This is a genomic window from Agromyces tardus (assembly GCF_003710805.1).
In the GTDB taxonomy this organism is placed as follows: domain Bacteria; phylum Actinomycetota; class Actinomycetes; order Actinomycetales; family Microbacteriaceae; genus Agromyces; species Agromyces tardus.
The window spans coordinates 1-8,279 of record NZ_RHHB01000081.1 but is presented as its reverse complement, the minus strand read 5'-3'; the positions used below and the strand labels follow the sequence as shown (position 1 = coordinate 8,279).

The window sequence follows — 8,279 nt, the reverse complement described above, 5'->3', positions numbered from 1 at the left end:
CCCACGCGGAACCGCGGCCACCCCGGATGCGCCACCGCGACCGCCCCGGTCGCCTCCTGCAGCGCGAGCGCCGCCCCCGCCGCCCGGCGCGCGTGCGGCTCGCCCGCGGCGCGGGAGTCGAACACGACCATGATCGCGTCGCCGATGATGCGATCGATGCGCCCCCCGAATCGCTCGACGAGCGGCGGGATCGCCTCGGTGAAGTAGGTGTTGAGCATCGCCGTCACCTCGGCGGGGTCGTGCGCCTCCGAGAAGCGAGTGAAGCCCTCGAGGTCGGCGAACAGCACCGAGACCTCCCGCTCTCCCGCGGCGGTGTCGAGGGAGTAGAGGCCGGCCCAGCGCTCCTCGCGCCACGAGCGCTGGGCCGTGACCGCGATGATCACGAACGCGGCGAGCATGAGCACGTGCCACTCCCACCACGACATGTGCCAGTTGCGCCCCAGCACGATCGCGATCGACGCCTCGGCGAGCAGGGTGAACGCCGCCGCGAGCGCGAGGGGCAGCGGCGACGCGGAGTGCCGAGGCACGCGCAGGTACCGCACGACGGCGATCGAGTAGAACACGAGCGAGACGACGCCCAGCACCGCGAAGGGCACCGTCGTGCGCTCGGGCGGGGCCGCCGCATCGAGGGGACCGAGGCGCAGCAGCGACACGGCGGCCCACGCGGCCATCGCGGCGACGAGCCCGCCGACGAGCCACGGTGCCCGGCGCATGAGTCGCGCCGACCGCTCGGCGTCGAAGTCCAGGCTCGACCAGGCCGCGAACACCGACGCGATCGCGAGGCCCACCGGAGTCGCGAGCGCGAAGCCCGTGTTGCTCGCCTCGAGCAGCACGCCCGGCGTCGCAAGCGCGTGCAGGGCGAGGAACCCGGCGGCCGCGAAGAACGACAGGGCGACGAGCAGCAGCCGGGCGTCGCCGCGCAGCCGCGCCGCGGCGCCGACGGCCCACGCGAGCGCCGCGTTGATCGCGCCGACCGCGAGCACGAGCCAGAAGTGCGACGGCTGGTGCTCCCAGGCCGCGTCGAGCTCGGGTCGTGCGACGAGGAGGAAGAGCCCCGCGAGCGGGATGAGCAGGATCAGCCCCGTGAACAGCACCCGCCCCGCGCCGAGCGGCGGCGCCGCGGGTCCCGTGGCGCGGGGGCCGGCGCTCATCCGGCCGCGCTCCGCTCCTGCGCGTTCCGCTCCTGCGCGCTCCGCTCCTGCGCGCTCCGCTCCTGCGCGGCGAGGTGCGCGTGCACCGACGACACGACGACCGACCCCTCGCCCACGGCCGATGCGACGCGCTTCACCGACGCGCGGCGCACGTCGCCGACGGCGAAGACGCCGGGCAGGCTCGTCTCGTGCGGGTCGGGGTCGCGGTCGAGCGTCCAGGCGCGGCGTCCGCCCTCCTCGAGCACGGCCGGCCCGGTGAGCACGTAGCCCCAGCGGTCGCGGAGCACCTCGGGCGGCAGCCAGTCGGTGCGGGGTGCGGCACCGATGAGCACGAAGAGCCCGTCGCAGGGCTCCTCGGCCGTGGCATCCGTGGACCGATCGCGCACCACGATGCGCTCGAGCACGCCGTCACCACCGCCGCCCACGACCTCGACGCCCGTGCGCACCGTGACGCCCTGCGCGCGCAGCTGGTCGATCAGGTACTGCGACATGCTCTCGGCGAGCGTCGCACCGCGCACCAGCAGGGTCACGGATGCCGCGTACCGTGCGAGGTGCAGGGCCGCCTGCCCCGCGGAGTTGCCGCCGCCGACGACGTGCACGACCTTGCCCGCCATGGCCTGGGCCTCGACCGCGGACGCGCCGTAGAAGACGCCCGCGCCCTCGAGCGCCTCGAGCTCGGGCACGCCGAGACGACGGTACGACACCCCGGTCGCGAGCACGACGGAGCGGCACGCCACCTCGTCGCCCGGCGCGATGGTCACCACGAAGCCGTCGCCCTCGGCGCGCAGGCCGACCGCCTCGCGGGAGTGGGCGAACCGCGCGCCGAACACCCACGCCTGCTGGTACGCGCGCTGCGCGAGTTCCGACCCCGAGATGCCGCGCGCGAAGCCCAGGTAGTTGCGGATGAGCGAGCTCGATCCCGCCTGCCCGCCGATCGCCTCGCGTTCGACGACGAGCACGTCGAGCCCCTCGGATGCCGCGTAGACGGCGGCCGCGAGGCCCGCGGGTCCGGCTCCCACGACGACCAGGTCCGCGACCCGCGGCCCGTCGAGCGCGGTCTCGAGGCCGTACGCCTCGGCGAGCTCGGCGTTGCCCGGATCGCGGAGCACACGCCCGTCGAGCAGCACCACGATCGGATGCCGGGGGTCGGGCGGTTCGCCGAGCGCGGCCAGCCGCGCGAGCGCCTCGTCACTGCCGGGCGCGAGCCAGGTGTGCGGCACTCCCCCGCGCGCCAGGAGGCTCCGCAGTTCGTGGGTGCGCACGAGCGCCTGGTCGCCGATCACGGTGACCTCCCGCGGCCGCACGCCGATCGACCGCTCCCACTCCAGCAGGAACTCCGTCACCGTGCGGTGGAAGTACTCGTCGGGCGAATGCCACGGGCGGATGACGTAGTACTCGATCTGGCCGGTGGCCATGAGCTCGAGCACGCGGTCGCGCGTCGTCCGCTCGCCCCACGATCCCCACTCGATGAGGAACCCGCGCCGAGCGTCGGGGAAGAGCCGCCGCGCCGCCGCGAAGACCGTTCCGGCGGCGCCGGTCGCCGCGCGTTCGTCGGCCAGCACGAGCGCGACGACCTCGCCGCGCGCGGCGACGTCGTCGATCTCCTGCATCGCGGCGTCGTGCGACCGCACTCCGACGATGCGGTAGTCGCTCGCGTACCGGCGTTCGAGCTCGCGCACCACGGCGGCGCGCGCGCCGTCGTCGGTCGCGGCGACGAGCACCACAGGCAGTGGGGCCGGTTCCATGGCTCCTCCTCATCGCGGCGAGTGCGCACTGCCGCGACCCCCGCCCGCTGCGTTCGCGACCGAGTGTACTCCGGCGCGGTGCGGCTGCGGCGTCACGATTCCGGGTGCCGACCGACGCCGAGCGCGTGCGTGCCACCGGCCCCGGGACGCACGGATGCCCCGGGACGCACGGATGCCCCGGGGCGCATCGGCCCCGGGGCATCCGCCCGTCTCATCGCGTCACGCCGTGACGGCGACCCGCTCGCGGTCGGCCTCGTCGACCTCGCGCAGGTCGAGCCCGCGGGTCTCGCGGGCCGCCCAGACGGCGACGAGGGTGATCGCGCAGGCGACGGCGACGTAGATCGCGACGGGGACGCTCGACCCGTACTGCGCGAGGAGGCTCGTGGCGATGATCGGCGCGAGGGAGCCCGCGAAGATCGACGTGACCTGGTAGCCGAGCGAGACGCCCGAGTAGCGCATGCGCGTCGGGAACATCTCGGCCATGATCGCCGGCTGGCCCGCGTACATCGCGCCGTGGAACACGAGGCCGAGCGAGATCGCGAGCCAGATCACGACCGGCTGGCCGGTGCTCATGAGCGGGAAGGCGAAGAACGCCCACGCCGCACCCAGCACCGCGCCGATCGCGTAGACCGGCCGACGGCCGATGCGGTCGGACAGTCGACCCCACTGCGGGATGACGAGGAAGTGCACGAGGTGCGCGCCGACGAGCAGGAGCAGGGTGTTCGCGGTGCCCTCCTTCACCACCTGGGTGAGGTAGACGATCGAGAAGGTCACGACGACGTAATAGAGGATGTTCTCGGCGACGCGGAGGCCCATGGCGGTGATCACGCCGCGCGGGTAGCGCTTGATCACCTCGATGACGCCGTACGAGGTCGCCTTCGCGGCCTCGCGCTCGGCCTGCATCTCGAGGAAGATCGGCGCGTCGGCGACCTTGGTGCGGATGTACCAGCCGATGAGGACGATCACGGCGGAGAGCCAGAACGCGACGCGCCAGCCCCAGCCGAGGAACGCCGCCTCGGACAGCGTCGAGGAGAGCACGAAGAGCACGAGCGTGGCGAGCAGGTTGCCCACCGGCACCGCGGCCTGCGGCCAGCTGGCCCAGAAGCCGCGCGACTTCGAGGGGCTGTGCTCGGCGACGAGCAGCACCGCGCCGCCCCACTCGCCGCCCAGCGCGAAGCCCTGCAGGAAGCGCAGGATCACGAGCAGGGCCGGCGCGAGCAGGCCCACCTGGGCGTACGTCGGCAGGCAGCCGATGAGGAACGTCGCGACGCCGATGAGGATGATGCTGAGCTGCAGGAGCTTCTTGCGCCCGTACTTGTCTCCGAAGTGCCCGAACACGATGCCGCCGAGCGGACGTGCGATGAAGCCGACGGCGTAGGTGAGGAACGCGGCGATGATGCCGGCGTACGGGTCATCCGACGGCGGGAAGAAGGCGGTGCCGAACACGAGGGTCGCCGCCGAGGCGTAGAGGAAGAACTCGTACCACTCGACGACGGTGCCCGCCATCGATGCGGTCACGACTCGCTTCAGGCCCGAGGTCGTCGGGCTCGCGCTCGTCTCGCGGACGGGTGCTTGGGTCATCCGATGCTCCTTTGCATGGTGGTGCCTGGGGGATGCGACGCTGTCGCGTCATCGCCCGAGTATGGCTGCAGGATTCCGCACCGACAATGGCGAGAACCGCAGTCGTGATGTGCGAATATGCACACATGTCGACGATGACCGCACCCCGCCCCGCCCCGAACGCCGACGACCTGCTCGTGCTGCTCGCGGTCGCCCGCGACGGGCGCTACACCGCGGCGGCCGCCCGGCTCGGCCTCAACCACACGACGGTCGCCCGACGGATCGACGCGCTCGAGCAGGCGCTCGGCGGGCGCGTGCTCGCACGCGGCGCCGCCGGCTGGGTGCTCACCCCGCTCGGCGAGCAGGCCCTGGCGGCCGCCGAGGGCGTCGAACGGGCCATGCGCTCGCTCTCCCACGAGACCGCGGCGCTGCACGGCGTCATCCGGCTGAGCGCGACCGACGGCTTCAGCGGGTTCATCGCGGCGCCGGCGATCGTCGCCGTCCGGCGGCAGCATCCGGATGTCTCACTCGAGATCGTCGCCGCGACCCGGCGCGCCGCCCAGCACCGCGTGGGCGTCGACCTGGAGGTCGTCGTCGGCCGCCCGCACGTGCAGCGGGCCGAGGCGATCCACCTCGCCGACTACGTGCTGGGCCTCTACGCGAGCCGCGCGTTCCTCGAGCGGCACGGCACGCCGCGCTCGCCCGCGGAGCTCGCCGGTGCGCCGCTCGTGTACTTCATCGAGTCGATGCTGCAGGTCGACGCGCTCGACGAGGCGCGGCGGTCGACGCGCGGCATGACGGATGCCGTGTCGAGCACGAACGTGTACGTGCACGTCGACGCGACGCGCGCCGGGGCGGGGTTCGGCCTGCTGCCCGCGTTCCTCGCCGACCCGCACGACGACCTCGTGCGGCTGTTCCCCGACGAGGTCGAGGAGCGCCTGCCCTACTGGCTCGTCTGCCGCCCCGAGGCGCTGCGGCAGCCGACGGCCATCGCGTACATCGCCGCGCTCCGGGCCCGCATCGCCGAGGTCGGCGACGAACTGCTCGGCCGCGCCCGGACGCGCTGACGCCCCGCCCGACCGGGATCAGCCGGCGTGCGGGGCGTCGGAGCGGGTGTCAGCCGCGGAGGGACCGCGGCTCGTCGTCCTCGACCTCGTCCTCGTCGAGGTCGTCGGCGTCGTCCTCGACCTGGTCGTCGTCCTCGTCCTCGTCGTCGAAGTCGTCCTCGTCGCGCGGCTTCACGTACGGGTCGGCGTCGCCCGCGTACTCCGCGGTCGCGGCGAGCACCGAGGTCTCCGCGTCGCGCGTGCGCGCCTCGCGGAGGAGCGCCTCGATGTGCTCGGCGTTCTCGGGGATCGCGTCGGCGATGAACTCGAGCGACGGGGTGAGCCGCGCCGTGATGTTGCGGCCGACCTCGCTGCGGAGCATGCCGGTGGCGGCCTGGAGGGCGAGCGCCGAGTCGCGGCGCTCCTCCTCGGAGCCGTACACCGTGTAGAAGATGCTCGCGTGCTGCAGGTCGCCCGTGACACGCACGTCGGTGATCGTCACGAAGCCGAGCCGCGGGTCGCGGAGCCCCTTGTCGAGGCGCTTGGCGACGATCTCCTTGATGCGATCGGCCATCTTCCTGGCCCGTGCCGGGTCAGCCATTGTGTATCTCCTCTCGGGGCAGGGTCGGGACGGCTTCGCCGCCGCGACCGCCTCGACGTGAATCGGGGTAGAGGTCCCCGCTCTTCACCTGAGTGAAGAACCGGGGACCCCTGACCACGATCAAGCCCGAGGCTTCTCGCGCATCTCGATGGTCTCGATCTCGTCGCCGACCTGGATGTCGTTGAACTTGCCGAGGCCGATGCCCGCCTCGAAGTCCGTGCGGACCTCGGTGACGTCGTCCTTGAACCGACGCAGCGACTCGATCGCCAGGTTGTCGCCGACCACGACACCGTCGCGGATGACGCGTGCCTTGGCGTTTCGCGTGATCGTTCCCGATCGCACGATGACACCGGCGATGTTGCCGAACTTCGAGGAGCGGAACACCTCGCGGATCTCGGCGACGCCCGACTGGACCTCCTCGTACTCGGGCTTGAGCATGCCCTTGAGCGAGGCCTCGATGTCGTCGATCGCGTTGTAGATGACCGAGTAGAAGCGCACGTCGACGCCCTCGCGGGCGGCGCGCTCGCGTGCCTTCACGTCGGGGCGCACGTTGAACCCGATCACGATCGCGTTGTCGATCGTGGCGAGGTCGATGTCGCTCTCGGTGACGGCACCCACACCGCGGTGCAGGATGCGCAGCTGGACGCTGTCGTCGACCTCGATCTTCATGAGCGACTCCTCGAGCGCCTCCACGGCACCCGACACGTCGCCCTTGATGATGAGGTTGAGCGCCTCGACCTTGCCCTCCTCGAGGGCACGGGTGAAGTCCTCGAGCGAGATGCGCTTGCGGGCCTTGGCCAGCTGCGCGTTGCGCTCCGCGGCCTCGCGCTTCTCGGCGATCTGACGGGCCGTGCGGTCCTCCTCGGTGACGAGGAAGGTGTCGCCGGCGCGCGGGACGCTCGAGAGGCCCTGCACCTGCACCGGACGCGACGGGGTCGCGGCCAGCACGGGGTCGCCGTTCTCGTCGGCCATCGCACGGACGCGGCCGTAGGCCGTGCCCGCGACGATCGCGTCGCCGACATGGAGCGTGCCCGACTGGATGAGCACGGTCGCCACGGCGCCGCGGCCCTTGTCGAGCTTCGCCTCGATGGCGACACCGCGGGCGTCCTTGTTCGGGTTCGCACGCAGGTCGAGTCCGGCGTCGGCGGTCAGGAGCACTGCGTCGAGCAGGTCCTGGATGCCGATGTTCTCGCGCGCCGAGACGTCGACGAACATGACGTCGCCGCCGTACTCCTCGGCGACGAGGCCGAACTCGGTGAGCTGCTGGCGCACCTTGGCGGGGTTCGCGTCGGGCTTGTCGATCTTGTTCACCGCGACCACGATCGGCACGTTGGCCGACTGGGCGTGGTTCAGCGCCTCGATCGTCTGCGGCATGATGCCGTCGTCGGCAGCGACCACGAGGATCGCGATGTCGGTCACCTGCGCACCACGGGCACGCATGGCGGTGAACGCCTCGTGGCCCGGGGTGTCGATGAAGGTGATCGCGCGCTCGATGCCCTCGTGCTCGGTGTGCACCTGATACGCACCGATGTGCTGCGTGATGCCGCCGGCCTCGCCTGCGACCACGTTCGCGTTGCGGATCGCGTCGAGCAGGCGCGTCTTGCCGTGGTCGACGTGGCCCATGACCGTGACGACCGGGGGACGCTGCTCGAGGTCCTCGTCGCTCTCGCCCTCGAGCTCGGCATCGAGGTCGATGTCGAAGCCCTCGAGGAGCTCGCGGTCCTCGTCTTCGGGAGACACGACCTGGATCTTGTATCCGAGCTCCTCGCCGAGCACCTGGAAGGTGGCCTCGTCGAGGGACTCCGTGGCCGTCGCCATCTCACCTAGGTGGAAGAGCACGGTCACGAGCGAACCGGGGTTCGCGTCGATCTTGTCGGCGAAGTCGGAGATCGAGGCGCCGCGACGCAGTCGGATGACGGTGTTGCCGTCGCCGCGGGGGACGCTCACGCCGCCCAGCGACGGGGCCTCCCGCATCTCGAATTCCTGCCGCTTCGTGCGCTTCGACTTGCGGGACTTGGACTTGCCGCCGCCACGACCGAACGCACCGGCGGTACCGCCGCCGGGGCCACGGCCACGGCCGCCGCCACCCGCGGGACGCGGCGCGCCGAAGCCGCCGCCGGGCGCGCCGCCGGGGCGCTGGAAGCCGCCGGCACCGCCGGGACGTGCACCCGCGCCT

At 72.4% G+C, this 8,279-nt stretch carries 6 protein-coding genes; 1 reads left to right on the top strand and 5 read right to left on the bottom strand.

Going from position 1 to position 8,279, the window contains the following annotated elements; genetic code table 11:
* From EDM22_RS19075 to EDM22_RS19065, 3 genes are all read right to left on the bottom strand, one after another.
* On the bottom strand, positions 1–1,151 hold a 1,151-nt coding region (locus EDM22_RS19075; protein WP_138708146.1), incomplete at its 3' end, for an adenylate/guanylate cyclase domain-containing protein.
* Positions 1,148–2,896, bottom strand: coding sequence for an NAD(P)/FAD-dependent oxidoreductase (locus EDM22_RS19070; protein ID WP_122938677.1), 1,749 nt, complete (start codon positions 2,894–2,896; stop codon positions 1,148–1,150). The genes EDM22_RS19075 and EDM22_RS19070, both read right to left, overlap by 4 nt.
* A 219-nt stretch (positions 2,897–3,115) precedes the next feature.
* Positions 3,116–4,477 (bottom strand): MFS transporter, encoded by a 1,362-nt coding sequence (locus EDM22_RS19065; RefSeq protein WP_122938676.1) that lies wholly within the window; start codon positions 4,475–4,477, stop codon positions 3,116–3,118.
* Positions 4,478–4,611: 134 nt separating this feature from the next.
* On the opposite strand from EDM22_RS19065, the gene EDM22_RS19060 reads away from it, so the two are divergent.
* On the top strand, positions 4,612–5,523 hold the full coding sequence (locus tag EDM22_RS19060; RefSeq protein ID WP_245989565.1) for a LysR family transcriptional regulator: 912 nt from the start codon (positions 4,612–4,614) through the stop codon (positions 5,521–5,523).
* A 49-nt stretch (positions 5,524–5,572) separates the two neighbouring features.
* On the opposite strand, the gene rbfA is transcribed toward EDM22_RS19060, so the two are convergent.
* Entirely contained in the window at positions 5,573–6,103 is a 531-nt protein-coding gene (gene rbfA / locus EDM22_RS19055) for a 30S ribosome-binding factor RbfA (protein WP_122938673.1), read from the bottom strand.
* Between the two features lie 120 nt (positions 6,104–6,223).
* Positions 6,224–8,279 (bottom strand): translation initiation factor IF-2 (infB, locus tag EDM22_RS19050; protein WP_170964211.1); only part of this gene is annotated, 2,056 nt, incomplete at its 5' end.

What these genes read in the sequence shown, in the direction of transcription:
- EDM22_RS19070 (WP_122938677.1), bottom strand. Translation starts at nt 2,896, where the DNA reads ATGGAACCGGCCCCACTGCCTGTGGTGCTCGTCGCCGCGACCGACGAC.
- rbfA (WP_122938673.1), bottom strand. Translation starts at nt 6,103, where the DNA reads ATGGCTGACCCGGCACGGGCCAGGAAGATGGCCGATCGCATCAAGGAG.
- EDM22_RS19060 (WP_245989565.1), top strand. Translation starts at nt 4,612, where the DNA reads ATGACCGCACCCCGCCCCGCCCCGAACGCCGACGACCTGCTCGTGCTG.
- EDM22_RS19065 (WP_122938676.1), bottom strand. Translation starts at nt 4,477, where the DNA reads ATGACCCAAGCACCCGTCCGCGAGACGAGCGCGAGCCCGACGACCTCG.